General features: G+C 73.8%; 1 protein-coding gene and 1 pseudogene. Both read left to right on the forward strand.

Going from position 1 to position 733, the window contains the following annotated elements; genetic code table 11:
* Positions 1–506, forward strand: a pseudogene (locus tag L810_RS42995) (biotin--[acetyl-CoA-carboxylase] ligase); the annotation flags it as partial.
* Positions 503–733 (forward strand): type III pantothenate kinase (locus tag L810_RS43000; protein WP_042978427.1); only part of this gene is annotated, 231 nt, incomplete at its 3' end. The pseudogene L810_RS42995 and the gene L810_RS43000, both read left to right, overlap by 4 nt.

A 733-nucleotide genomic window follows, 5' to 3' on the forward strand; every position in this document is an offset into this window, starting at 1 on the left:
ACGACCTGCTGCTGACGGCCACCGACGACGGCACGCCGCGCATCGTCGGCAAGCTCGCCGGGATCCTGATCGAAACCGCCTGGGCCAGCGCCGACGCGACCGCCGTCGTGATCGGCTTCGGCATCAACGTCCGCGGCGCGGAAGCCGTCGCCGCGCAGGTCGACGCGCTGCGCGCGCGCGAAGCGACGCTCGCGAGCGGGCTGCCGCCCGCTGCGCTGTCGATCGCGTGCGCATCGGCCAACCTCACCGATACGCTCGCCGCGTCACTGAACGCGCTCACGCCCGCGCTCGCGCAGTTCGGCGCCGAAGGGCTCACGCCGTTCGTGCCGCGCTGGCATGCGTTGCACGCGTATGCGGGGCGCGAAGTCGTCCTGCTCGAACAGGGCGTCGAACGCGCGCGCGGCATCGCGACGGGCATCGACGCGACCGGCCAGCTGCTGCTCGACACGCCGGACGGCATCCAGGCGATCGCGGCCGGCGACGTGTCGCTGCGCGAAGCGCAATGAACGAGCCGCACCTGCTGATCGACGCCGGCAACAGCCGGATCAAGTGGGCGCTCGCCGATGCGCAGCGCACGCTCGTCGAGACGGGCGCATTCGGCCACACGCGCGACGGCGGCGCCGATCCCGACTGGTCGAACCTGCCGCATCCGCGCGGCGCGTGGATCTCGAACGTCGCGGGCGCCGACGTGGCCGCCCGGCTCGACGCGCTGCTCGACGCGCGCTGGCCGGGC

Origin of the sequence: Burkholderia sp. AU4i, assembly GCF_000466765.1 — a bacterium.
GTDB classification, from domain to species: Bacteria; Pseudomonadota; Gammaproteobacteria; order Burkholderiales; family Burkholderiaceae; genus Burkholderia; species Burkholderia cepacia.